At 67.0% G+C, this 23,111-nt stretch carries 20 protein-coding genes and 1 tRNA gene; 12 read left to right on the top strand and 9 right to left on the bottom strand.

From position 1 onward, the window contains the following. Positions 1 to 91: 91 nt before the first annotated feature. From tgt to ttcA, 6 genes are all read right to left on the bottom strand, one after another. Positions 92 to 1,204 carry a tRNA guanosine(34) transglycosylase Tgt gene (gene tgt / locus BMZ02_RS00105; RefSeq protein ID WP_091640308.1) on the bottom strand — a complete coding sequence of 371 codons (1,113 nt, stop codon included), beginning with the start codon at positions 1,202 to 1,204 and terminating at the stop codon, positions 92 to 94. After that, on the bottom strand, positions 1,204 to 2,247 hold the full coding sequence (gene queA / locus BMZ02_RS00100; RefSeq protein ID WP_091638875.1) for a tRNA preQ1(34) S-adenosylmethionine ribosyltransferase-isomerase QueA: 1,044 nt from the start codon (positions 2,245 to 2,247) through the stop codon (positions 1,204 to 1,206). Before queA ends, tgt begins: the two co-directional genes overlap by 1 nt. A 160-nt stretch (positions 2,248 to 2,407) precedes the next feature. Next, positions 2,408 to 3,010: an outer membrane beta-barrel protein gene (locus BMZ02_RS00095; protein ID WP_091638873.1), complete on the bottom strand. Its 603-nt coding sequence runs from the start codon at positions 3,008 to 3,010 to the stop codon at positions 2,408 to 2,410. A 284-nt stretch (positions 3,011 to 3,294) separates the two neighbouring features. After that, positions 3,295 to 3,381: transfer RNA gene (locus tag BMZ02_RS00090), tRNA-Leu, on the bottom strand. A 119-nt stretch (positions 3,382 to 3,500) separates the two neighbouring features. Beyond that, positions 3,501 to 4,103: a hypothetical protein gene (locus tag BMZ02_RS00085; protein ID WP_091638871.1), complete on the bottom strand. Its 603-nt coding sequence runs from the start codon at positions 4,101 to 4,103 to the stop codon at positions 3,501 to 3,503. 176 nt (positions 4,104 to 4,279) lie between these two features. Beyond that, positions 4,280 to 5,131, bottom strand: a complete 852-nt coding sequence (ttcA, locus tag BMZ02_RS00080) for a tRNA 2-thiocytidine(32) synthetase TtcA (protein WP_091638870.1) — start codon at positions 5,129 to 5,131, stop codon at positions 4,280 to 4,282. Positions 5,132 to 5,211: 80 nt separating this feature from the next. Here ttcA and BMZ02_RS00075 point away from each other — a divergent pair, with 80 nt between their 5' ends. From BMZ02_RS00075 to BMZ02_RS00045, 7 genes are all read left to right on the top strand, one after another. After that, positions 5,212 to 7,050 (top strand): ABC transporter transmembrane domain-containing protein, encoded by a 1,839-nt coding sequence (locus BMZ02_RS00075; protein WP_091638868.1) that lies wholly within the window; start codon positions 5,212 to 5,214, stop codon positions 7,048 to 7,050. Between the two features lie 107 nt (positions 7,051 to 7,157). Next, the gene (locus BMZ02_RS00070; protein ID WP_091638867.1) at positions 7,158 to 7,676 is read left to right on the top strand and encodes a PadR family transcriptional regulator; all 519 of its coding nucleotides are present in this window, start codon (positions 7,158 to 7,160) and stop codon (positions 7,674 to 7,676) included. 126 nt (positions 7,677 to 7,802) lie between these two features. Continuing rightward, entirely contained in the window at positions 7,803 to 9,617 is a 1,815-nt protein-coding gene (locus BMZ02_RS00065; protein ID WP_091638865.1) for a putative bifunctional diguanylate cyclase/phosphodiesterase, read from the top strand. 81 nt (positions 9,618 to 9,698) lie between these two features. Continuing rightward, complete coding sequence (locus BMZ02_RS00060) at positions 9,699 to 10,277, top strand: heme NO-binding domain-containing protein (RefSeq protein ID WP_091638863.1); 579 nt, start codon at positions 9,699 to 9,701, stop codon at positions 10,275 to 10,277. After that, entirely contained in the window at positions 10,274 to 12,181 is a 1,908-nt protein-coding gene (locus BMZ02_RS00055) for an EAL domain-containing protein (RefSeq protein WP_091638861.1), read from the top strand. The genes BMZ02_RS00060 and BMZ02_RS00055 overlap by 4 nt, the downstream gene beginning before the upstream one ends. 146 nt (positions 12,182 to 12,327) lie before the next feature. Next, positions 12,328 to 13,761: a conjugal transfer protein TraF gene (gene traF, locus BMZ02_RS00050; protein WP_091638859.1), complete on the top strand. Its 1,434-nt coding sequence runs from the start codon at positions 12,328 to 12,330 to the stop codon at positions 13,759 to 13,761. 175 nt (positions 13,762 to 13,936) lie between these two features. Beyond that, the gene (locus BMZ02_RS00045; protein WP_091638858.1) at positions 13,937 to 14,641 is read left to right on the top strand and encodes a hypothetical protein; all 705 of its coding nucleotides are present in this window, start codon (positions 13,937 to 13,939) and stop codon (positions 14,639 to 14,641) included. Here the strand turns inward: BMZ02_RS00045 and BMZ02_RS00040 are convergent. After that, positions 14,631 to 15,938 carry a lactate 2-monooxygenase gene (locus tag BMZ02_RS00040; protein WP_216110628.1) on the bottom strand — a complete coding sequence of 436 codons (1,308 nt, stop codon included), beginning with the start codon at positions 15,936 to 15,938 and terminating at the stop codon, positions 14,631 to 14,633. The genes BMZ02_RS00045 and BMZ02_RS00040 overlap by 11 nt on opposite strands. A gap of 121 nt (positions 15,939 to 16,059) precedes the next feature. On the opposite strand from BMZ02_RS00040, the gene BMZ02_RS00035 reads away from it, so the two are divergent. From BMZ02_RS00035 to BMZ02_RS00025, 3 genes are all read left to right on the top strand, one after another. Continuing rightward, positions 16,060 to 17,331, top strand: a complete 1,272-nt coding sequence (locus BMZ02_RS00035) for a serine hydrolase domain-containing protein (RefSeq protein WP_245753896.1) — start codon at positions 16,060 to 16,062, stop codon at positions 17,329 to 17,331. Positions 17,332 to 17,351: 20 nt separating this feature from the next. After that, entirely contained in the window at positions 17,352 to 18,224 is an 873-nt protein-coding gene (locus BMZ02_RS00030; RefSeq protein WP_091638854.1) for a sirohydrochlorin chelatase, read from the top strand. Positions 18,225 to 18,376: 152 nt separating this feature from the next. After that, complete coding sequence (locus BMZ02_RS00025) at positions 18,377 to 18,679, top strand: DUF4282 domain-containing protein (RefSeq protein WP_091638852.1); 303 nt, start codon at positions 18,377 to 18,379, stop codon at positions 18,677 to 18,679. A gap of 42 nt (positions 18,680 to 18,721) precedes the next feature. Here BMZ02_RS00025 and BMZ02_RS00020 read toward each other — a convergent pair whose 3' ends face one another. Then, complete coding sequence (locus BMZ02_RS00020; protein WP_091638850.1) at positions 18,722 to 19,264, bottom strand: hypothetical protein; 543 nt, start codon at positions 19,262 to 19,264, stop codon at positions 18,722 to 18,724. 148 nt (positions 19,265 to 19,412) lie between these two features. On the opposite strand from BMZ02_RS00020, the gene BMZ02_RS00015 reads away from it, so the two are divergent. Beyond that, positions 19,413 to 20,546, top strand: coding sequence for a zinc-dependent alcohol dehydrogenase family protein (locus BMZ02_RS00015; protein ID WP_091638848.1), 1,134 nt, complete (start codon positions 19,413 to 19,415; stop codon positions 20,544 to 20,546). Positions 20,547 to 20,558: 12 nt separating this feature from the next. Here BMZ02_RS00015 and BMZ02_RS00010 read toward each other — a convergent pair whose 3' ends face one another. Next, entirely contained in the window at positions 20,559 to 22,058 is a 1,500-nt protein-coding gene (locus BMZ02_RS00010) for a methyl-accepting chemotaxis protein (protein ID WP_091638846.1), read from the bottom strand. Positions 22,059 to 22,445: 387 nt separating this feature from the next. Between BMZ02_RS00010 and BMZ02_RS00005 the strand changes: the two genes are divergently transcribed. Then, positions 22,446 to 23,111, top strand: a 666-nt coding sequence (locus BMZ02_RS00005) for an AMP-binding protein (RefSeq protein WP_139209099.1), incomplete at its 3' end; no start/stop codon positions are given.

Raw genomic sequence — 23,111 nt, 5'->3', positions numbered from 1 at the left:
AACACCGGGAGCGCATTATGCCACAGGCGCACACCGGCCGCCCTCCCGGGGCACACCGGCCGCCGGGACGCCGCGACACGGCACGGGACCGTCACAGGGCATCGATCCCCGCAGCCTGTCTGGCGTAGAAATCGTCCACGTAGGCGTCCAGCCGCCCCGCCTCGATGGCGGCCCGCAGCTCCGCCATGAGCCGCTGGTAGAAAGCCAGGTTGTGGATGGTCGCCAGCCGTTTGCCGAGAATCTCGTTGCAGCGATCAAGATGCTTGAGATAAGCGCGGCTGTAATACTGACAGGCATGGCACTCACAACCCGGCTCGATCGGCCGGGTATCCCTGGCGAACCGGCTGTTGCGGATCCGCAGCATCCCACCCCGGGTGAACAGGTACCCGTTGCGCGCGTTGCGCGTCGGCATGACGCAGTCGAACATGTCGATCCCGCGGCGCACCGCCTCGACGATATCCTGGGGCCGGCCAACCCCCATCAAATACCGTGGACAACCGGCGGGCAGTTCGGGTTCCAGGTGCTCCAGCACCCTGTTCCGCTCCTCTTCCGTCTCGCCCACGGCCAGCCCGCCCACGGCATACCCTTCGAAGCCGATGGACCGCAGCCCCTGCACGGACCGGCTGCGCAGGTGATCGTACATCCCGCCCTGGACAATACCGAACAGCGCGTTGGGATTGTCGCCATGCGCCTTGCGGCTTCGTTCCGCCCAGCGCAGGGAGAGTTCCATGGACTGCCGCGCCTCGGTTTCGGTCGCCGGATGGGGCGTGCACTCGTCGAAGATCATGACCATGTCGGAGCCCAGCGCCCGCTGCACGGCCATGGACTCCTCCGGCCCCATGAACACGCGGCTGCCGTCCACCGGCGACTGGAACGTCACCCCCTCTTCGCGGATCTTGCGCAGCGCGCCGAGGCTGAACACCTGGAAGCCCCCGGAGTCCGTGAGGATCGGCCCGTGCCACTGGGTGAAATCGTGCAGATCCCCATGGGCCTCGATGATCTCCGTACCCGGCCGCAGCATCAGGTGAAACGTATTACCGAGAATGATCTCGGCACCCAGGTCCTTCAGCTCACCGGGTGTCATGGCCTTGACCGTGCCGTAAGTGCCCACCGGCATGAACGTCGGCGTCTCCACCGTCCCGCGCGGAAACGTCAGACGGCCGCGGCGCGCGGCGCCGTCGCTGGACAAACGCTGGAACTCCATCATGCCCGGGCCTCCGCCGACGGGGGGTGAATGAACATGGCATCGCCGTAGCTGAAGAACCGGTAGCGCTGCGCCACTGCATGGTCGTATGCGGCCATGACATGCCGGTGGCCCGCGAACGCACTGACCAGCATGATCAGGCTCGACTCCGGCAGGTGGAAATTGGTCACCAGGGCGTCGACGACCCGGAACCGGTACCCCGGGTAGATGAAAATGTCGGTCTCGCCCCGGAACGGTGACAACTCACCGTCACGGGCGGCACTTTCAAGAGCACGCACCACTGTCGTGCCCACGGCCACCACGCGGCCACCGCGCTCCCGGCAGGCCCGCACCTGCTCACAGGTCCGCTCCGGCACCTGCAGCAGTTCGCTGTGCATGTGGTGGTCTTCCACCTTCTCGGCTCGCACGGGCTGAAACGTGCCGGCACCCACGTGCAGCGTGACCTGCGCCTGCTCCACCCCTGCCCCGGCAAGCCGTTCCAGCATCGCGGCATCGAAATGGAGGCCCGCCGTAGGCGCGGCCACGGCACCGGGCTCCCGGGCGAAGACGGTCTGGTACCGGTCGTGATCAACGGCCTCGTCGGCGCGCTGGATGTAGGGCGGCAGCGGCACGTGGCCGTGGGCGTCCAGGTAGGCGAACAGGTCGTCCACGCCGTGCACTGCCAGCACGAAACAGGCGCCGTCGCGCCCCTCCACCTCGGCCTCGGCGCCACCGTCCAGGTGGAGCCGCGCACCGGCCGCCGGCGCGCGGCTGACCCGCAGATGCGCCAGCACCCGGCGGTCGCCGATCACCCGCTCCAGCAACACCTCGACCCTGCCGCCCGACGCCTTGTGCCCGAACAGGCGCGCCGGAATCACGCGGGTATCGTTGAGCACCAGCAGATCGCCCGGACGCAGCAACGACTCCAGCTCAGCAAACTGGCGGTCCGCCAAGGCACCAGTGGCACCATCCAGGCAAAGCAGGCGGCTGTCGGTGCGGCGCTCCAGCGGGCGCTCCGCGATCAGCTCCTGCGGGAGATCGAAATGAAAATCACGTCGGCGCATGGAAGGGTTCAGCACAAGGATAGGGTGCCCCGGGGGAGAGTCGAACTCCCACGGCCAAAGGCCACTCGATTTTGAGTCGGGGACGATTTTTCATAAACTATTGATTTACCTGTTACTTTTCGTGCAACCCTGGGTCACATAAGGCCTTTTCGGGTCACATTCAGAACCGACCCAGGAACCCTAGCGAGAAGACGTTGACGTCATAATCGCTGCCCACATTCCGGTACTGCTGGCCCTCCACGCGAAAGGCGATGCGGTCGTTCGGTGCGATATGGAGCCCCAGGCCGATGGTCGGATCGGTCCCTGAATCAGAGGCCGACACTCTACCACAGGAGTCATTCACCTCCGCCTCAGCGGACCACCGGGCGAGACCAGCGCGGCCCATGATGTGAATCGCGTCGATGACCGGGAAGGTCCCCACGAGGGTGGCGTCCCATGCTGAGCCGGAGACCTCCGCATCCACCGCCCCCCGGCAATAGAACGAGCCAGACCCTGTCGAGCGGCCCTCGTAGTAGGAGCGCCCCAGACTCTGGTAGCCAATCTCGGCGGCCACGAGATCATTAAGCTGGTATCCCAGACGGACACCCCCCGCAACGTCCCCGCGGCGCCACTTACCCCCACTCAGGGAGCCGTCGAAATTGAAGTCCTCGTTGAATTCCGTGTCCCAGTTGGAAGCGCCGAAATTCACGCTTGCGTAGAAATCGGAAGACCACGCAGGCGCGGCCATTGCGCACAGCAGTGCACTCACCATGATCCTTTTCATGGAGTCAGTCCTCAGTGATATTGATGAATCTTGCGTGGTGGGGATGCAGGCCGCCCACACGTCCACCGACGTGCGGGCCCTGGCCCTGAGCCTGTGCAGAGCGTCGCCCCGGAGTCACCTCCGTACAGCGTCCGCTGCGCTACCTCGGCTCGTGCGTCCTGACCCGATATGATTGGAAGCGCCGCACACGCTCCCTCTCAACGTCGCCGTTCCCAGGCAACCCGGTTCCTCTTCTTGCGATCGAAATACAGGGCAGGTCCTCGTTCGCTGGATCGAACCAGTGTTGGTGCGGGGAGCGGGACTCGAACCCGCACGGTCTCTCAACCGGTGGCTTTTGAGGCCACTGCGTCTACCAATTCCGCCACCCCCGCCTGGCGCACCGAAGTGTACAGTTCCTCACCTGATAGTCCAACTCTCAAGCGAGCCCTGGCGAACGGCGGCCCCGGCGACCCACCCCGGGACAACCGCCAGGGCCCACGCAACGACGCACTCAGTCCATGACCCTGCGCCAGCCGTCACGGATGTCGTCGCTGGAGCGCTCTTCCGCATCGGGCGCCGGGTAGCTCTGGTGAGTGTGCCAGGCGATCAGGGATTCCCGCACCAGCGCGGCCGCCACGTCCTGGTAGCGTTCCACCGAAACGCCGCGATCGGGACGGTACGCTCCTTCCAGCTCCCCATCCTCCGACAGGGAGAGCTCCACGCGGAAGCGGATCGCCTCGCCGGCGCGCCGGCCGTGCTCGATCACGCCGGCAGAGCTGGCACTGCGCGTCATGTCGTAGAGGTGCTCACCATCCCCGTCACGGATGACAACCTCGTACCGGGGGCGCTGCTCGCCACGGGTGGTGAGGACGATTTCCCGGGCATCCTGGGGCAGTGGCGCCAGATCGGCCACCACCACGGCCATTGTCTCGTCCAGCGCGGCGCTGGGCCGGGGATCATCCAGCGCGGCGCGGTAGCGGCTCTCCATGACAATCAGAATCAGAACAAGCACCACCGTTGCCGCCGCGGCGAGCCCGATCCAGAGCTGGCGTCGGGTTCTTCGGTCGTAAGCGTCCGCCTCGTCGATGGTGCGTGGTTCGTTCTCGTTCGTCATTGATGAGCGCCTCCGGTTGGCGGGCGTGCGGCCCGGTGAGTGCCGCTGCCCGGTGGTTGTCGTCCCCGCATTTGACGTGCGGGACGGGTCGGGGTTCCCGACCGTTCAAGGCAAGGATAAACCACGACGCCGCGCCTTACCCGCGGCAGTACACCACATCATCAGGCGCTGCAGGCTCAGGATGCGTCAACCCTGTCCGCCTGCAGGCCGGCGAAGGCATCCTCCTCGCCGGTCACCGGGTCCGGCATGCCCGGCGCCACACTGCCCTGCAACCCGGCGAAATCGTGGAGATCGGTGTCAGCCAGGTGGGAGGGACGCACGTTCTGCATGCTGCGAAGGATGACATTGAGCCGATTCGGATCCTCCTGCTCCCACGCCTGCACCATGCGCTTGATCTCAGCGCGCTTGAGATTGGGCTGGGAGCCGCAGAGGTTGCAGGGGATGATCGGAAACGCCTTGTGCCCGGCGTATTGCTCCAGGTACTGCTCCGGCACGTAGGCCAGGGGGCGGATGACCACGTGCTTGCCATCGTTGCTCTTGAGCTTGGGCGGCATGGTGGCGAGGCGCCCGCCGTAGAAGAGGTTCAGGAACAGCGTCTCGACCAGGTCGTCGCGGTGGTGGCCCAGGGCGATCTTGTTCATGCCCATCTCTTCCGCCGCGGTGTAGAGCGCCCCGCGGCGCAACCGGGAACACAGCGAGCACATGGTCTTGCCCTCCGGGAGGACACTCTTGACCACACTGTAGGTATCCTGCTCCAGGATGCGGTAGTTCACGCCGAGGCTGTCCAGGTAATCGGGCAGGATGTGCTCCGGCCAACCCGGCTGCTTCTGATCCAGGTTGACGGCGGTAATGTCGAACCGCACCGGCGCCCGCTGCTGCAGCAGCCGGAACATCTCCAGCATGGCGTAGGAGTCTTTGCCACCGGACAGGCAGACCATAATATGGTCACCATCCTCGACCATGCGGTAATCGCGGATCGCGTTGGCAGTGAGATAGGTCAGGCGCTTTTCCAGGGACTTCAGATTCATCGCGGATTCCGGGCGGGTTGTAGCGATGGGGGTTTATACCATCCGTACCGCCCCGGACCCAACCAGGCACCGGAACACCCATGCAGCAAGGCGACACGACAACGCAACGCCCCGGCGCCGTCCGGCTGGAGCCACTGCGTCACCTGGCGGGATTCCTGCGCCGTTACCGCTGGCGCGTGCTGGCTGCCGTCATAGCGCTAGTGGTCGCCGCCGGCAGCGTGCTGGCCGTGGGACAGGCACTGCGGCTGGTGGTGGACCAGGGGTTTCTCGGCGACGACCCGGCGCAGCTGGACCGGCTGCTGGCACTGACCCTGGGCGTCATTCTGCTCATGGCCGCGGCATCGGCCGTGCGATTCTACCTGGTCTCGTGGATCGGCGAACGGGTGGCCGCGGACCTGCGCAAGGCGGTCTTCAACCACGTCACCCGCCAGGAGCCGGCGTTTTTCGAACTGAACGGCGTGGGCGAAATCCAGTCGCGACTCACCACGGACACCAGCGTGCTGCAGACGATCCTGGGCTCGTCGTTCTCCATCGCCCTGCGCAACGTGCTGCTGCTCGTGGGCGCCATCGCCATGCTGTTCGTCACCAGCCCGCGCCTGACCGCGCTGGTGCTGGTCGGGCTGCCGGTGGTGCTCATCCCCATTGTGTTCTTTGGCCGGCGGGTACGGCGGTTGTCACGCTCCAGCCAGGACCGCATCGCCGACGTGGGCAGCCACGCCGGCGAAACCCTGCAGGCCATCCGCACCGTGCAGGCATTCGGTCACGAGTCCGTCGACCGGGCGCGCTTCGAAGGTCACGTGGATACCGCCTTCACCACCGCCATGCGCCGCATCCGCCAGCGCGCCTGGCTGGTGGGCATGGCCATGGGCCTCGCGTTTACCGCCGTGGGCATCATCCTGTGGCAGGGCGGCCACGACGTGCTGGCCGGGCGCATGACCGGCGGCGAGCTCTCCGCGTTCGTGTTCTACGCCGTGCTGGCCGCCGGCGCGACAGGCGCGGTGTCGGAGGTCTCCGGTGAGCTGTTCCGCGCCGCGGGGGCAACCGAGCGGCTCATGGAGCTGCTTGCCGCCCAACCGGCCATCACCGCGCCGGCCAGGCCGCAGCCGCTTCGCCAGCCGGTCCAGGGCGCGGTGGCCCTGGAACGCGTGCGGTTTGCCTACCCGTCCCGCCCCGACGATGCCGTCATCGAGGCTCTCGACCTGACCGTTGCACCCGGGGAGCGGGTGGCGCTGGTGGGGCCATCGGGCGCTGGCAAAAGCACCCTCTTCGGGTTGTTGCTGCGCTTCTACGATCCCCAGGCCGGCCGCATCCTGTTCGACGGCCAGGACCTGCGGGCACTGGACCCTGCCGACCTGCGCGCGCAGATCGGGCTGGTGGCGCAGGAACCGACCCTGTTCAGCGGTAATGCCTGGGACAACATCGGCTACGGCCGTCAGGACGCGGACAGGCGTGCCATTCGCGAGGCGGCCGCCGCCGCGCACTGCACGGAGTTCCTGGACCGGCTCCCGGACGGGTTCGACACGCCCCTCGGGCCCGGCGGCGTGCAGCTTTCCGGCGGGCAGCGCCAGCGCATCGCCATAGCCCGCGCAATTCTCCGCAACCCCGCTCTCCTGCTGCTGGACGAGGCCACGAGCAGTCTCGACGCCGACAGCGAAGCGCGCATCCAGGCCGCGCTCACCGACCTCATGCGCGACCGGACCAGCGTGGTGATCGCTCACCGCCTGGCCACCGTGCAGTCCGCTGACCGGATCGTGGTCATGCAACATGGCCGTATCGAAGCACAGGGAACCCACCGGGAGCTGCTGGCGCAGAGCCCGCTCTATGCCCATCTGGCGGCGCTGCAGTTCAGCGCCGAGGCACTCGGTGCGGCTGCGGACAGGCACCACGGCCGGGACGGTGCTGCAACGCAGCAGAACTGATCTAAAAGGCCTGCCGCCACGGAATAAAACGGTCTAAGTGGCGCTATTTCGGTGTGCTATATAACGGGCCAGAGCCTCCACTCTGACCGCTATCGAGGTAGACCCCGCTGGACACTCGCACCCTATGTCTCGGCGCCCTCACGGAAGGCGACGCCTCCGGCTACGAGATCCGCAAACTCCTGCAGGAGCGATTCGGCCATTTTCTGGATGTCAGCTTCGGCTCCATCTATCCGGCACTGGCCGCACTGCTGCAGGAAGGATTGGTGGACTGCCAGGAGGTCTCGCAGCGCGGCCGCCCGGATAAAAAGCGTTACCACATCACCGACGCGGGTCGGGAGGCGTTCGTGGCCGCACTGCTGCAGTCACCAGGCCGGCACAAGGTCCGCTCCGAGTTTCTCGCGCTGCTGTGCTTCGCCCACTTCCTGCCGCCGGAACAGACCCAGTGGGTGCTGGACGAGCGCTACAAGGAATTCCAGGCCGCCATGGAGGAAGCGAACCGCTGGCTCGCCGACCGGGGGGACACGGCCCCCGCCGGCATGCGTTTCGCGGCAGGCTTTCGCCGGGCCGTCATGGCTGCAGCCTGCACGTACATGCGGGAGCACCGCTCGGAACTCAAGTCGGGCTGACCCCGCCCGGCGACCGCCCGGCCGGAATATCGCCAGGGCGGTATCATCCGCACGGAGGGCCGCGTACGATGGCATGAACGGCGGATAACGCTGTCTTTGCCACCTCCGACCCCATAGGGCGCCACATTGGCTGACTCCCAAACCGGCGAACCGGACGCTCTGTCTGCGCCCCCGGCGCGCTATCCCGCAGGCGTCGAGCAGCTCCGGGAACGCAACGCCCGCCTGGAACTCTTCGTACGCCTGTCGACGCAGGCGGTCGCCGACGTCACCGACGCCCGCGCCCTGACCCGGGACGCACTGACCCAGCTGGCCACCCACCTCCGCATGGTCGGCGTTTTCGCCTGGAACGGCCCCGCGGACCGGATGACTCTCGTGGCATCCACAGTGCCCGAGGCCACCAGCGGGGTTCTGCGGTTGCACGCCGACCTCACCCCCCGCGACCCGGCCGACGGGATCGCCTGGGCGGACGCCTTCCGCTCGCTCGACACCGCGCGCGGCGCCACGGGGCTGCCGCTTGCCGCGCTGCAGTCCCATGTGGTTCTGAACTGCCCGGTCACGGAAACACTGCAGCTCGCCATCGGCCTGGTGGACAGCACCGATGATCCCATCGCCCCGGAGGATGTGGCCTATGCCGCATCGGTGCTCAACCTGCTGGCACTGATCCACGCCCAGGAACAGCGCCAGAACGAAGCGACCAGTCTTGCCTACACCGATCCGCTGACAGGGATCGCCAACCGGCGGGCGTTCATCGACCAGGCCAACCGCCACATGGCGCTTGCCCGCCGGGAAAACCGCGCCATGGGGTTGCTATTCATCGACCTGAACCGGTTCAAGGAGGTCAACGACTCCTTGGGGCACAGCGTCGGCGATGACCTGCTCAACCAGATCACCGCGCGCATCAGCCGCATCTGCCGCACCAGTGACCTGCTTGCCCGGCTGGGCGGCGACGAGTTCGGCCTGTTACTGCCGCTGACCGGCGCGGACGGAGCCCTGGCCATGGCAGCACGGATCCACGACGCCCTGCTCGAGCCGTTCGACCTGGCGGGCGAAGCCATCCAGTGCGGCACCAGCGTCGGCGTTGCGGTCTTCCCCGATCACGGCGAGACGGTGGACGATCTGCAGCAGGCCGCCGACACGGCCATGTACAGCGCCAAGCACTCCCAGGAGCCCACCCGGGTTTACCGGCCCCCCCAGGGTCAGAGCGCACACCAGGCCCTGCTCGTTGGTCAGCGCCTGCGCCGGTTGATCGGCGGCGAAGAAGGGGCCATCGCTCTGCACTGCCAGCCCCTGGTGGCCCTGGACGACGGCACTGTGCGGGAGTTCGAGGTCCTGTCCCGGCTGGACACGCAGGACATGGGACGCCTGACGCCGGACCACTTCATTCCGGTCGCCGAGCGCAACGGACTGATTGTCGACCTGGACCGCCTCGTACTGAAGCAGACCGTATCCGCCATGGCGGATACGGACACGGTCCTGTCCGTGAACATCGCTGCGCCAACCCTCTACCATGCGGACTTCCCCGCCTACATCGGCACGCTGCTCGCCGACGCCGGCGTTGCGCCGCACCGGCTGTATCTCGAGATCACCGAGCGCGTAGTCACCGACCCCGGGCGCGCCCTGACCGCGCTGGAGGCGCTGTCCAGCGCCGGTGTGCGGATCGCTCTGGACGATTTCGGCACAGGCTACTCCTCACTCACGGTTCTCGCGGACCTGCCGATACACCGCATCAAGATCGACCGGCGCTTCATTCAACAGCTCGGCACCGAGCCCCCGTTGCAGCGGGCTATCATCGAGAGCGTGGTGGCCATGGCCGACGGGCTGGGGGTGTCCCTGGTGGCGGAAGGCATCGAAACGGACACCCAGGAGCAGGCCGTGAGAGACCATGGGATACGGCTTGCGCAGGGGTATCGCTTCGGGCGGCCGGAACCCATGGGCAGATAACACCCAACCACGCGCCAGGCCTTGGGCAGCGGCATGGAACGTGATACGAGTACCTGATGGGCGGAGCGCGGGCTGCGGGCGATGATCGGACTGATACAACACACCCTGCTGGTGCTGCTGGAGAAAGAAGGCGGCACGGCCCTGAAGCAACGGATCCTGACCGACTGCGGGCTGGATCCGGAGACCTATTTCCCCATCCATCAGGATTTCTCCGACACCGAGTGTGCAGCCTTGATCACGGCCGCAGCCATGAACATGCGCGTTGACGAGCAGACACTCTGGGGGCTGTACGCCGACCATTTTCTCGAAGAAGCAAAGGCGATCTTTCCACGGTTCTTCGAGCTGGCCCCGTCGGCCCGGGACTTCCTCCTGCGCCAGCCCACCATCCATTGTGCGTTCGGTGCCGGGCTGCGCGATCCGCAAGCGCGGGAACAGGTCCGGGACAAGTTCCAGATCACCGAGGACGGTGGCGACCTCATCGTGCGTTACCGCTCCCACCTGCAGCTGTGCCAGCTCTACGGCGCCCTCGCCGAGCGGGTATTGCGGCTCTATGACCAACCAGGCAGCGTCGAGGAACTCCAGTGCCGGCACCAGGGACACGAAGCCTGCACGTTCCACATCAGCTTCAACAGGGATACCGGTAAGGCTGCCGCGCAATGACCGACCGCTCCAGCCGCTCCGCGTCCTCCACGCGGGAGGCCATCGCGCAGATTGCAAACACCCTGTGCGACGTGGTGGACAACCGCTTCGACCTGCGGGTGGATGTGGACAGCGACGACCTGGAGATCCAGAAGCTGGCGATGCTGGTGAACTTCGTCCTGGAACAGATCCGTCGCAACCTCAGCGCCGTGGAAGAAGCCCGTGCCGACCTGGAAAAGCGCGTCGTGGAGCGCACCGAGCGGCTGAACCTGGTGATCGATGGCGCCAACGACGGCGTCTGGGAGTGGCTCCCGGATACGGATCAACTGCTGGTCTCGGACCGCTGGCTGGAGCAGATCGGGCGCCCGGACAGCAGCCGCGACTGGACCACCGCCGGCTGGATCGAGCTGGTCCACCGCCGCGACGCGCCGATGATCCGGCGCGCGATCCGCCGCGTGCTCACGGGCGAAGACGAACACCTGCGGGTCGAGTTCCGGCTGCGTGAAGACCTGCTGGGCCAGGAGCGCCTCATGCTCGCCCGCGGCGCCACGCTGCGGGACCATCGCGGCCATGTCCTGCGGCTTGGCGGCACGCAGACGGACATCACCCGGCGGTTCTGGACCGACCCGGAGACGGGGCTATTCACCGAGCGGGCACTGATGGCGCACCTCGGTGACCGGGACCTGGACGGTGAGGACTCCATCGCGATCATGGTCCGCATGCGCATCCTCGGTGGCTCGGCCGCTTCCAGCCCCGAAGACAGTCTGCGCGCCATCCATCAGCACGTGGCACAGCTGCTGTCCGACATCATCCCGCACGGGCCGCTACGGATCGGGCTGACCTCCGGTGACGCCGTCACCGCCATCGCCCCTGCCACCACCGCACCGGAGATGCTCAGCGCCGCTCTGGAGCGCGACATGGAGACCACCCTGGTGGTCGGCAACGAGCGCCTGTGGCTGCGCCCGGCTGTCGGCATCGCCGACACCTCGACCCTGGACAACCGTGATCCGGCCACGCTGCTTGAGAGCGCGCGCATGGCCATGCGCGCCGTACGCCAGAGGCCTGCCGGCACCGTGACCCAGGTCTTCTCCCGCCGGTTCCAGCAGCGGATGCTCGCCGACCGGGACGCCGAGCACGTCCTCTCCCAGGCCATCAGCCACCAGTGGATCACCGCACACCTGCAGCCGGTGGTGGACATGGCATCCGGCGGCATTCACGCCTTCGAGGGTCTGATGCGGCTCCACCACCCCGACCTCGGGCTGCTCCCGCCCGGCGTCTACCTGGATGCCGCCCAGCGCACCGGCTCCATGGATGCGGTCACCCGGCAGGCATTCGCCGCGGCCGCGGAGGCCATCCACTGCCCGGCCATGGCGGAGCGCTTCGGCGACGGGTTCCTGCTCAGCCTGAACATCGCCCCGGAGCAACTGGCCAGTCGGTCCGCGGCAGACGAGCTGCTCACGCTCATTCGCGACCTCGACATCCCCGTGAACCGGATCCAGCTCGAGGTCACCGAACGCTCGGTGCTCAACGACCCCGGCCACGCCGCCGAGGTGCTGGAGCAGCTTCAGGCCGCCGGCGCAGTCATCGCCATGGACGACTTCGGCACCGGCTACTCCTCCCTCGCCTACCTGCAGCAGCTCCCTCTGGACGTCCTCAAGATCGACAAGAGCCTGGTGGATCCCATCATCTCCAGCACACGCGCCCTGCGGGTTCTGACCACCATCGTCCGGCTCGCCGAAGACATCGGCCTGCAGGTGGTGATCGAGGGCGTGGAGACCGAGTCGCAGCTCCAGGCCGTGAGCCAGCTCGGCACCAACCTGTTCCAGGGGTTCCTGTTCGCGCGGCCACAGCCGCCACGGACGTTCACCCAGCCCGGTTTCATGAACCACATCACCCACCTGCAACAGCGCCTGCCCGGCCACTGAGCCAGAACCTGCACGCCGATCTCGTGCAGCGCGTCACATCACCACCACTGCAATGACGCTACGCTCGGTCCTGTCGGGGTGGGGCCAGCGCGACGGGCCCGACAACAAGAAATCAGCGGGTTACCCGCTCAGCAGGGGCACGACACATGATCAGACGAGCAACCATTGCCGGCGGCCTGGCAGCCGCCACGGCGGTTACAGGCGCGCATGCGCATCCCATGGGCCAACCGGCGGGAGCCCAGCTCACCTACGGCGGCTCAGCGCCCCACGAGGTGGCCATTGCCGTCACCGGCAATCCGGCGACTCCCTCCCTGGGCGAGCGCCGCGTGCGCGCCGGCCTGGCCAACATCGGGCTTGGCATCGAGATCGGCGAGGCGGATGACTTCGATCAGGATCTGGAGGATATCGGGGATCAGTTCGATGCGCTGGAGATGCGTTTCGATACCGTGGACACCAGCAACCAAAACCAGATCGAACAGCTCGTCAACGACATCATCGACTTCGAAGACCGGACCAACCTTCTTGTCAACGATCTTTCAGAAGATGCCTACGTACGACTGAACGCATCAGTTGGTGGCCCGGCCGCGCCCCTGAGCGTGCGCTCCCAGACCCTTGGCGGCGTGATTACCATCGATTACGGCGGCTATCTGGAAGCCCGAGCCGCGGTGGAATCCAGCGGCAACGCCTTTGATTCTGGCCTTGCAGACTTTGACCTCGGCAGCCTCACGCCTGACGCCCAATTTGACATTGGTGAGACTTCTGACGGATATCCCGTTCTTTTTATTGATGCGGAGGGCGACGACACCTTCGAGGACTATGCTTTCGAGCCCAACGAAGACGCCGGCCTCGCCGTCCAGGGCGGCCTGGTGGGTCGGCTGAGCGGCGGCTACTCCCGGGAGCTGTTCAACAACGGCCTGGGCTCCCTGCACGCCGGCGCCACCCTGAACATGTACCAGGTCACGCTGGCCCGCTCGGGGGTCCTGCTGGACGACGGCGACGATGCAGAAGACCGGGCCGAGGACGAGTTCGAGGATAACCAGGAGACGTCCAACGGGCTCGGGCTGGACGCCGGGCTGTACTGGATGGCGGGTAACTACTCCGCCGGCGCCACGCTCAAGAACATCAATGAGCCCTCCTTCGACTACCCGGATGTCTGCGGAAGCGACCCGGATGCGCAGTCCTGCGTATTTTTCGAAAGGAACCCCCAGGCCAAGCGCAACGGCAGCAGCTGGACCATGGAGCGGCAGATCACACTGGAAGGCCAGGTGTTCACCCAGAACCGGCGCTGGGTGGCCGGCGCGCGGCTGGACGCCAACAGCGTGGCCGACACCACCGGCGACGAGCACCAGTGGGCCGCCATCCACGGCAGCTACGTGCCACAGACCTTCTGGATCCCGAGCCCGCGGCTCGGCTACAAGCAGAACCTGGCCGGCGAGGAGCTGAGCTACGTCATGGCGGGCGTCACCTACTTCCGCGCCCTGCACATCGACGCCGCCTATGCGCTGGAGACGGCCTCGTTCGACGGCAACGAGATGCCGCGCTCGGTGCAGGTCAACGTCGCCCTGGACCTGCAGTTCTGAGCCTCGACCACGGGCCCCTCCGGGGCGGGCTGCAGTCACGCCGCCCGCCCCTTGACCACCGACCGTTTCTCCCTTCCCGACAGCCACCGGAACGCGTAAGGTAACCCCGGACTGGCGCAGGCACCCCGCCCGCACACCGCATGACCCACGGCCCCATGCAGGAAGGACACTCGCCTTGCGAGACTGGCTACTCATTCAGCAGATCTACGACGAATGCTCCCGCGCACGCACCCTGGGGCTACTCCTGACGCAACATGTGGTGAGCTTCTCCGGGCTGGCACTACTGATCTGCGTGCTCTTCGGCCTATCCGCGCTGGCCGTGGCACCGCTGGTCACCGAGGGGTGGTGGACACCCGCGGTAGTGGTCGCCGTGGTCCTGCTCAGCGGGCTGCTGGGCGGCCTGGTACTGGAAGATCGCGCCATGGCGGTCATTCAGGCACGGGAGGGGTCGCACCGCCACAACGCCCTCATGCGCCGGTATCGCCGGGGCATGCTGGGCCCCCGCTATGCGCTGTTCCGCGAACGGCTGCAGGAACATCCCCATCTCACGACGGCGACGCTGGAAAGCGCCCTGACCTGCTGCGACGCCGAGCGGGAGATGCGGCGCCGCGGCTACCCTGCCGCCAGCACCGGCCCCGCCGTGCTGGCGTTGCTGGCCGCGTTCGGGCTGCTGGCGGCCGTGCCCTTTGTTGCCGAGCACGGCTTCGCCGCCCTCGCGCAGTGGTCGGGGCTGGCGCTGGCGGCCATTGCATCGCTGCTGCTGGCCTGGCGGGCCGCGCAACCGGCCCTGTCGGACCGGGAAGAGCTCCGCTGCATGCTCGTCTGGGCACTGGAAGACGCGCGCACCGAAACGCCGGACCAGGATCACCTCACGCGCTGACGGCAGCGTCGGCGCGCAGCCGCTCCGGCGTCACCTCACTGATGGAGCGGCAGCCCGCCAGCGCCATGGTCAGCTCGAAGTCCGCCCGCAGGTTGGCGATCACCTCGCCCACCCCTGCCTCTCCGGCGATGGCCAGACCGTAGCAGTACGGCCGGCCAATGCCCACCGCCGTGGCACCCAGCGCCAGCGCCTTGAACGCGTCCGCGCCGCCGCGCACGCCACTGTCCAGGATCAGCGGCAACCGCCCGGCCACGGCGTCGCGGATGCGCGGCAGCTGCTCGATGGTGGACACGGCACCGTCCACCTGTCGCCCGCCGTGATTGGACACGATCAGGCCGTCGACGCCGTGATCCAGCGCCCGACGGGCGTCGTCGGGGTCGAGAACGCCCTTGAGCAGGACGGGCAGCCGCGTGTGCTCGCGCAGAAAGGCGAGATTCTCCCAGGTCAGCGTGGGGCGCGAGTAGGTGGCAATGAACCGGCGCACGGCCGCCAGCGCCCGCCCGGAGCGCAGACCGGCAAGGGTGCCGCCGGGGAAGGCGCGGGCCGCCTGCAACACCGCGCGCAGGGTGTGCAGGTTCACCGGCGGGCGCACGTCCTGGGCACCCGCGGGCAGGGGCTCGTCCAGGGAGTCCAGGAACACCGGGTCGGAAGTGTACTGGGCGATCCCCCGGCCGCGCAGAAACGGCAGATACCCCAGGTCCAGGTCGCGGCTGCGCCAGCCAAGCAGCGTGGTATCCAGGGTCACCACGATGGCGGAGCAGCCACTGCCCTCGGCACGCTGCACCAGACTCTTCACCAGCGCGTCGGACTTGCTCCAGTAGAGCTGAAACCAGCGCGGCGCATCGCCCATGGCGGCCGCACAGGTCTCCATGGGCCGGCTTGCCTGGTTGGAGAAGATGTACGGCACGCGCGCCGCTGCCGCTGCCCGGGCGACGGCAAGATCCGCGTCCGGGTGCGCCATCTCCAGCACCCCCACGGGCGAGAGCAGAAACGGCGACGGCAGGCGCTGGCCGAACAACGTGATGGAGGTGTCGCGTTCACCCACATCGCGCAGCATCTGCGGCACGATCTGCCACTGCCCGAACGCGGAGCGGTTGCGTGCCACCGTGTCCTCCCGGCCGGCACCTCCGGCGATATAGGCGAACGCCTGCGCGCTCATGCAGCGCTCGGCCCGGGCCTCCAGCGCCGCGTAGTCGGTCGGCACCTGCGGCTGCTTCGCCGCCAGCCCGCGACTGTAGATGGCGCGCTGGCCCTCCATTGGCCCGTCGGCTGCGGTGTGCTCCCCGGCAGTGCTCATGGTGCTGTTCTCCTTGTTTCGTTATTGTTCGCGGGTTCCCGCGATGCCATGCATACCACACCATGCGGGAATCAAGTACGCTCGAACCAGGCTTTCCACCCATCATCACAGGAGCGACGCGTTGGAATCCACAGACCCCCGGACGGTTGGACTCAGTGGCGAACGGCTCGGCCGGATCGGCCGCTGGATGCGCGAACACGTGGAGCGTGAGCGGCTGGCGGGCGCCAGCCTGCTGATCAATCGCGGGGGCGAGACCGCCTATTTCGACGCCTGCGGCCACCTGGACCGGGAGGCACAGTCACCGGTAACGGCAGACTCCATCTTCCGCATCTACTCCATGACCAAGCCCGTCACCAGCGTTGCTGCCATGATGCTCTACGAGCAGGGCGCCTTCCAGCTCGATGACCCGATCGCCCGGTTTCTGCCCGAGTTCGAGAACATGGAGGTGCTGGTCGGCGGCGATGCCGACAACCCGCAGTGCGAGCCGGCGCACACGCTGATTACCATGCGCAACCTGCTCACCCACACGGCCGGGCTGACCTATCACTTCTTCATGGCGTCCCCGGTGGATGCGCTTTATCACCGCCACGGCATCAGTTTCAATGCGCCTGATACCGAGCTGGGTGACATGGTCACGCGGCTGGCCGGGATGCCGCTGCTGTTCCACCCGGGCACACGCTGGAACTACGGCGTCTCCACGGACGTGCTTGGCCGGGTGGTGGAGGTCATCTCCGGCAAGCCGCTGGACCGCTTTTTCCACGACGAGATCTTCGAGCCGCTGGCCATGCACGACACCGGCTTCGGCGTCACCGAAGCGCAGCGGGACCGCCTGGCCACCATGTACACCTCCAGCACGCGCATGCCGCCGCCGCGCATCGGCCCACAGCCCACGGAACTGCCACCGGAGCTCACGGGCGGCCTGACGGAGTTCAACAACCCGGCGGGCGGGCAGTTCCATGCACCGGTGACCATGTTCTCGGGCGGCGGCGGGCTGACGTCCACCATCGGCGACTACCTGCGCTTCTGCCTGATGCTGCGTAACGGCGGCGAGCTGGACGGGGCGCGACTGCTCGGCCGCAAGACGGTGGAGTTCATGCAGATGAACCACCTGCCCGGTACCATGGAAGACATGGGCGAGCCGCGTTTCAACAGCTCGCACATGGGCGCCGGCCTTGGCTTCGGGCTGGGCTTCGCGGTGGTACTCGACCCGGCCCTGGCTGAGACCATGGGCTCCCCCGGCGAGTACTTCTGGAGCGGCATGGCCAACACCCAGTTCTGGATCGACCCGGAAGAAGACCTGATCGTCATCCAGATGGCCCAGCTCATGCCCTCGAGCCTGCTGCCCATGCGGCGGGAACTCCGCTCGCTGGTCTATCAGGCCATTGTTGACTGACAACCCTCGGGAGAGCACCGATGCAGAAGGTCTTTCTGGTCGACAACGGTTCGCTGCGGGCCGCGTCGACGCTCAACCTGCGGCGCGTGGCCGCGGCGCTCACGGAGCGCACCGGCACCGAGGTGGAGCCGGTGTCGCTGCTCCACTCCAACAAGGTGCCTGCCGCCGACCTGGGTGGCGAGGCCGCGAAGACGTTCGGCCCCGCCGCCACGCGCTGGGCGCGGGAAGGGGTGGACGACTTTCTCATTCTGCCGTTCTTCTTCGGCCCCAGCCGGGCACTGACCGAGTACATCCCGGAGCGGGTCCGCACGCTGCAGGAGCATTTCCCGAACGTTCGCGTGCGCGTGGCGCCAAGCCTGGTGGACCCGTTCGGCCCCACCGACCTGCGGCTTGCTCACCTGCTCCGCGACGGCATCGAGGAGGCCACGGGCAGCCTGGAGCGTCCGGCCGTGGCGCTGGTGGATCACGGCAGCCCCATTCCGGAAGTCACCACGGTGCGCAACGTGCTCGCCGGGCAACTGAGTGTTCTGCTGGGCGATACCGCCTCGCGGGTGGTGGGCTGCTCCATGGAGCGCCGTGACGGCGACGCCTACCGCTTCAATGAACCGCTGCTGGAACGCCTTCTGGACACACAGGACTTCCGGGATAGCAACGTCATCGTGTCCATGCTGTTTCTCTCGCCGGGCCGGCATGCGGGCGCGGAAGGCGACGTGGCCACCATCTGCCGCGAGGCGGAGGGGCGCAACGCCGGGCTGCGCACGGTCATGACCCACCTGGCCGGCGAGCACCCGGGCATCATCGACATCCTTGCGGATCGGCTGGATCAGGGGCTCCGCGGCGAACGGGTTCTGCTGGAACAGGCACCGGATCAACTCACGGCCGCCCTGCCCTGACATCGGCGCGCCCCCGGCGGGATGCCTGGCGTGAGCCGGCATCCCGTGACCCATGTCACACTGCCGCCAGTGTCCACTTCCTGCATGGCACCGAGGTCAATAGAATCGGTCGCTCCAACAAGAAATGAAAATTCATTCAATGGGAGCGCGAGATGTCTGCTAAGGACTTTTTCTTCTTCGACCGTATGATTGCCCCGATCCTGATCAAGGTGCTGTTCTGGCTGGGCCTGGTGGTCATCGTCCTTTCGGGGCTGGCCATGATGTTCAGTGGCGGCATGATGGGCGGTGCGGGCATGCACCAGCAGAGCGGCATGACCTTCGGCAGCTTCCTGGGCGGGCTGTTCTACATCGTCTTCGCCGGGCTGTTCCTGCGCGTGTTCTGCGAGTTCTGGATCGTCCTGTTCAGCATCAACGACCGTCTTCGCGAGATCCGCGACAACGGGCAAAGCCTCTGATCGGCCACTCTGCGAGCCGCCCGCCGGGCGGCTCGCTCCGGTTCAGTCGGCGTCCATGACGTCCATGATCGCGTCACGGCGCCGCTGTACCGCCTCGATATCCTCATCGGGCACGTCCTCGAACAGCCCCGCAAACGCCGCCATCTGCTGCTCGATCTGCTGACGCATCCGCTCTTTCTGTTCATCCGACAACTGCGGGTGCTCGTCGATCTCGCGCAGTGCCTGCTCCATTTCCTCCTGCTTGCCAGAGGTCATGCGCATCTCCGATGCCATCGTGGCGCGGAGTATACGGCTCCCCGCAGCGGCCCACTCATCCTCATTTTCATAGCCATGCCGGCGGATGATGGTCTGAATCTCCTCATGCTCCCGGGCGGTTTCCGCGAGCATGGCCTCGAAGTCCATGTCGTCGATGCGTTCCGGGGCGTCGAACTCATCGTCCACGTCGTCCTGGGTCGCCGCCCATGACTGCAGCTCGCTCATGGAACCAAGCCACTGGTCAATGGTGGCGTCATCAAGCGCTTTTGCCGCCGTGAATCCCGCCAGGGCCATGACGGCCACGATCAGTATGGAGATGCGCTTCAACATGGGGTCACCCTCTTCTTGTTGTCGTCTCAGGGGAGCTTAGCAGCGCGCCCCCCTTCCTGCCCGGGCACATCCCATTGCGCGCCCGTTCTGCTAGGGTGACTCCGGAGACGCACGGCGTCAGCCCCGGAGATAAAGAGGAGAGCCCCGCATGAAGACCCGCGCCGCAGTGCTGCAGGAGATCGGCCGCCCCGCGCCCTACAGGGAGAGCCAGCCCCTGGTGATCGAGGAACTGGACCTGGACCCACCCCGCGAAGGTGAAGTGCTGGTCCGCATGAAGGCGGCCGGCCTCTGCCACTCGGACCTCTCGGTCATGGACGGCAACCGCCCACGGCCCGTACCCATGGCCCTCGGGCACGAAGCCGCCGGCGTCATCGAGCAGGTAGGGCCCGGCGTACGGGACCTGCGCGAGGGCGACCACGTTGTGGCCGTGTTCATTCCGAGCTGCGGCCACTGCGGACCGTGCGCGGAGGGGCGCCCCGCCCTGTGCGAACCGGGCGGCAAGGCCAATAACGAGGGCGTGATGATTGGCGGCGGGCACCGGCTGCGGCGGGCCGATGGCACCACCGTCAACCACCACCTGGGTGTGTCCGGTTTCGCCGACTACGCGGTGATCTCCACCAACTCGCTGGTGCGCATCGACCCCGAACTGCCGTTCACCCATGCCGCGCTCTTCGGCTGCGCAGTGCTGACCGGCGTTGGCGCGGCCGTGAACTCGGCGGACGTGCGCCCCGGGCAGAGCGTCGCGGTCATCGGGCTTGGTGGCGTCGGGCTGAACAGCGTCATGGGCGCGCTGGTCGCCGGGGCCTCCGAGGTGGTGGCCGTCGACGTGGACGACAACAAGCTCGCACTGGCCCGGCAGCTTGGCGCCACCCAGGTTTTCAACAGCAGCGAAGACGGCAGTGCGGAGCGCATCCGCGAGGCCACCGGAGGTGGTGTACACAGCGCCATCGAAATGGCCGGCTCGGAGAAAGCACTGGAGTTCGCCTACCGGATAACGCGCCGCGGCGGGGTTACCGTCACCGGCGGCCTGGCACACCCGGAACGCCAGGTCTCCATCCAGCAGGTGAGCCTGGTGGCCGAGGAGCGGACCCTGCGCGGCAGCTACGTGGGCAGCTGCGTGCCGGTGCGGGACGTCGCCCGATACGTCGGCCTGTTCCGGCAGGGCCGGCTGCCGGTGGATCAGCTCCTGAGCCGTACCCTGACCCTGGACACCATCAATGACGGTTTCGACCGCCTGGCCAGTGGCGAGGCGGTACGGCAGGTCATCGTCTTCGACGACTGACCGATCGCAGGGTCAGCCGATACTGAAACGGCTGAGACGGCCCTCCAGCTCCCCGAGCACATCCCGGAGCTGTTGGTTGCGGGAGACGTTGTCCTTCGACTCCCGCGCCGTCTCATTCGCGCTCGCACTGATCTCCTCGACCTGCGCGGTGAGATCCTCCACCACCTGACGCTGCTCTTCGGCGGCGCTGGCGATCTGCCGGCTATTGTCGGAAATACCGCCGATGTGGCCGGTGACACCCTCGACCTGGCTGCGGGCAGTGTCCAGCTGCCGGGCCCCGCCCGAAGCCTGCTCGGCGCCGTCGCGCATGATCGTCGTACTGGCCGCGGTGCGCGACTGCAACGCCTCGACCTGCGTATCGATCTGCTCCGTGGACTGGTGCGTGCGGCTCGCCAGCGCCCTCACCTCCTCCGCAACGACCGCAAAACCGCGCCCCTGGTCACCGGCGCGGGCAGCCTCGATGGAGGCATTCAGTGCGAGCAGGTTGGTCTGGTCGGTGATGTCACGGATGACACCCACAACCTCACCAACCGCCCGACTCTGCTCCTCCAGCTCCGCCGCGCCATCGGCAGCGCCGTTCAGCGCCCGCTCAAGGGCCTGCATCTGATCGAGGGTAGCCTCCATGACCTGGCGGAGTTCACCGGACTGCCGATTGGCGTCTTCCACGGCGGACGCGGATGCTTCGGCGTTCTGCGCCACTTCACCGCTGGTTGCGGTGAGCTCGGTCATGGCCGAGGAAATGGACTGCAAGCGGCTCTGCTGATCCCTGGCGCGGTCATGCACCTCGCCAGCGCCAGCCTCGCTGCGGTCAGCCAGCCCGCGCACTTCATCCAGCACCCGGACTGCCTCCGCCACGACCTTGTTCACCCCGTCCACGAACGTGTTCATGCCCTGCGCCAGCGGCGTGGAGGCCTCGTGGAGCCGAAAACTCAGATCGATACGGCCGTCGCGCTCCTGCAGCCGGTTGGCGATCACGTCCAGTTCGGCAGCCTGCACCCCTTCACGGTGGAACACCCGCGCCAGATAGACGAGCACGATGGTTTCGAACACCACGAACGCCGCATGGACCGCGACCAGCCAGCCGTCACCGCGCTCCATGATGTAGACGGGTGCACCGGTGTGCTGCAGATGGTGGAAGACCACGTGATGGACTGCCGTGGTTGCGGCCCCCGCCACAACAGGCAGCCAGTCCCGGTAGACCAGCAGGAACGCCAGGAGAACGAAGATCGCGAAATGGAACTCGATCAGCCCCTTGGACTGATGAATCAGGAGCCCGGCCATGACCATGTAGGCGGCCCCCATCAGCGCCCGTGTCAGCCGCGCTCCCGGCAGCCTCCAGGCAACGACCGCGGCCAGCAGCAGGGTTGGCAGACCCACCAGTACCGGCGCGTGCCACGTGCCCGACCAGCGCATGATGCCAACGGAGAGCAACAGTGCGATGGCGAGCACAATCAGTGAGAGCCGGTCACCGCGGCGATAGGTCTCGGCGAGTCTGCTTTGAACGTCGGTCATGAAATGGATCCCTGATCGGGGCATCCGTACCCGTAAACCAAAACTGCATTTTCAATGCATATTTCTTGTACGACAATTATACATACAAAGTGTATAGGGTTGCCTCCCGGAAAGCGTGACCGGGATCACACCCCGATCAGCCTCGGGGTCGCCCCCTCGGCCACCATGAAGCCATTCCGGAAAGCCGCGCCCATTGACTCAGGTCAAGCCGCAGCCAGCTTCGTCACCTTCAGAACGGCTGGCGACCCGCACACACTTACGTTGGCGACATGTCCGTGGTAACTAGTGGTATGGCCCATAACACCTGACCTCGCCCCCCCTTGGCACGCGCTGGCGGCGCCGGGGAACAAGAGCGGTCACCGAACCGACAAGCCGGAGGAGAAACCCATGCAGTCGCCCGCATCCATCTTCGAGCAGCACCTCGGGCAGACGCCCGCCAACTACACGCCGCTGTCGCCCCTTACCTTCATCGAGCGCACCGCCAGTGTCTACCCGGAGCGTACCGCGGTCATCCACGGCAGCATCCGCCGGAGTTGGGCCGAGACCTATGCGCGCTGCCGGCGTCTCGCTGGCGCGCTGCACAACCGCGGCATCGGCAAGGGCGACACGGTGGCGGCGATGCTGCCCAACATCCCGGAGATGCTGGAGGCGCATTTCGGCGTGCCCATGGTCGGTGCCGTGCTGAACGCCCTCAACACCCGCCTGGATGCGGAGGCCATCGCGTTCATGCTGGGCCACGGCGAGGCCCGGGCGCTGATCGCCGACCGCGAGTTCGCACCGGTGGTCCGCGAGGCATTGAGCCGGGTCGACCGCGACATTCTGGTGATCGACGTGGACGACCCGGAGTACGGGGAAGGCGAAGCGCTGAGCGAGCTGGACTACGAGGCGCTGCTCGCCGAGGGCGACCCGCAGTTCCAGTGGCAGAACCCGGACAACGAGTGGGACGCCATTGCCCTCAACTACACCTCCGGCACCACGGGCGACCCCAAGGGCGTGGTCTACCACCACCGCGGCGCCTACCTGAACGCCGTGGGCAACACCATGGTCTGGGAT

This window comes from Aquisalimonas asiatica (genome assembly GCF_900110585.1).
Lineage (GTDB): Bacteria > Pseudomonadota > Gammaproteobacteria > Nitrococcales > Aquisalimonadaceae > Aquisalimonas > Aquisalimonas asiatica.
Note: the sequence above shows the minus strand (reverse complement) of the source record. Positions and strands in the feature narration are given on the sequence as shown.

Excerpts from the sequence above, each read along its gene's own strand:
- BMZ02_RS00040 (WP_216110628.1), bottom strand. The coding sequence starts at position 15,938 with ATGAGCACTGCCGGGGAGCACACCGCAGCCGACGGGCCAATGGAGGGC.
- BMZ02_RS00025 (WP_091638852.1), top strand. The coding sequence starts at position 18,377 with ATGTCTGCTAAGGACTTTTTCTTCTTCGACCGTATGATTGCCCCGATC.
- BMZ02_RS00015 (WP_091638848.1), top strand. The coding sequence starts at position 19,413 with ATGAAGACCCGCGCCGCAGTGCTGCAGGAGATCGGCCGCCCCGCGCCC.
- BMZ02_RS00055 (WP_091638861.1), top strand. The coding sequence starts at position 10,274 with ATGACCGACCGCTCCAGCCGCTCCGCGTCCTCCACGCGGGAGGCCATC.
- BMZ02_RS00075 (WP_091638868.1), top strand. The coding sequence starts at position 5,212 with ATGCAGCAAGGCGACACGACAACGCAACGCCCCGGCGCCGTCCGGCTG.
- ttcA (WP_091638870.1), bottom strand. The coding sequence starts at position 5,131 with ATGAATCTGAAGTCCCTGGAAAAGCGCCTGACCTATCTCACTGCCAAC.
- BMZ02_RS00020 (WP_091638850.1), bottom strand. The coding sequence starts at position 19,264 with ATGTTGAAGCGCATCTCCATACTGATCGTGGCCGTCATGGCCCTGGCG.
- BMZ02_RS00060 (WP_091638863.1), top strand. The coding sequence starts at position 9,699 with ATGATCGGACTGATACAACACACCCTGCTGGTGCTGCTGGAGAAAGAA.
- traF (WP_091638859.1), top strand. The coding sequence starts at position 12,328 with ATGATCAGACGAGCAACCATTGCCGGCGGCCTGGCAGCCGCCACGGCG.
- BMZ02_RS00095 (WP_091638873.1), bottom strand. The coding sequence starts at position 3,010 with ATGAAAAGGATCATGGTGAGTGCACTGCTGTGCGCAATGGCCGCGCCT.
- BMZ02_RS00010 (WP_091638846.1), bottom strand. The coding sequence starts at position 22,058 with ATGACCGACGTTCAAAGCAGACTCGCCGAGACCTATCGCCGCGGTGAC.
- queA (WP_091638875.1), bottom strand. The coding sequence starts at position 2,247 with ATGCGCCGACGTGATTTTCATTTCGATCTCCCGCAGGAGCTGATCGCG.
- tgt (WP_091640308.1), bottom strand. The coding sequence starts at position 1,204 with ATGGAGTTCCAGCGTTTGTCCAGCGACGGCGCCGCGCGCCGCGGCCGT.
- BMZ02_RS00030 (WP_091638854.1), top strand. The coding sequence starts at position 17,352 with ATGCAGAAGGTCTTTCTGGTCGACAACGGTTCGCTGCGGGCCGCGTCG.
- BMZ02_RS00085 (WP_091638871.1), bottom strand. The coding sequence starts at position 4,103 with ATGACGAACGAGAACGAACCACGCACCATCGACGAGGCGGACGCTTAC.